The sequence below is a fragment of the Paenibacillus forsythiae T98 genome, assembly GCF_000520735.1.
GTDB classification, from domain to species: domain Bacteria; phylum Bacillota; class Bacilli; order Paenibacillales; family Paenibacillaceae; genus Paenibacillus_AQ; species Paenibacillus_AQ forsythiae.
The window spans coordinates 1-455 of record NZ_ASSC01000340.1 but is presented as its reverse complement, the minus strand read 5'-3'; the positions used below and the strand labels follow the sequence as shown (position 1 = coordinate 455).

Below are 455 nucleotides of genomic sequence, written 5' to 3'. Positions count from 1 at the left end.
AAGGGATGATTATTCATGAGTAAGAAACCAAGACAAATCGCATTCTACGGTAAAGGCGGTATCGGTAAATCCACAACTTCCCAGAACACTCTGGCCCAGCTGGCTACCACTTTCGGTCAAAAAATCATGATCGTAGGCTGTGACCCTAAAGCCGACTCCACTCGTCTGATCCTGAACACGAAAGCTCAACAAACTGTACTTCACATGGCTGCTGAAATGGGCTCGGTTGAAGACCTCGAACTCGAAGACGTAGTAGCAACCGGCTTTGGAGACATCCTCTGCGTTGAGTCCGGCGGTCCGGAACCAGGCGTAGGCTGCGCAGGCCGCGGTATCATCACTTCCATCAACTTCCTGGAAGAGCAAGGCGCTTATGAAGGCATGGACTTCATCTCCTATGACGTACTGGGTGACGTTGTATGCGGCGGTTTCGCAATGCCGATCCGCGAGAACAAAGC

1 protein-coding gene is annotated in these 455 nt (G+C 51.6%); it reads left to right on the top strand.

Going from position 1 to position 455, the window contains the following annotated elements:
* Window positions 1–15 precede the first annotated feature (15 nt).
* Window positions 16–455 (top strand): AAA family ATPase (locus L692_RS0111060; RefSeq protein WP_025699835.1); only part of this gene is annotated, 440 nt, incomplete at its 3' end.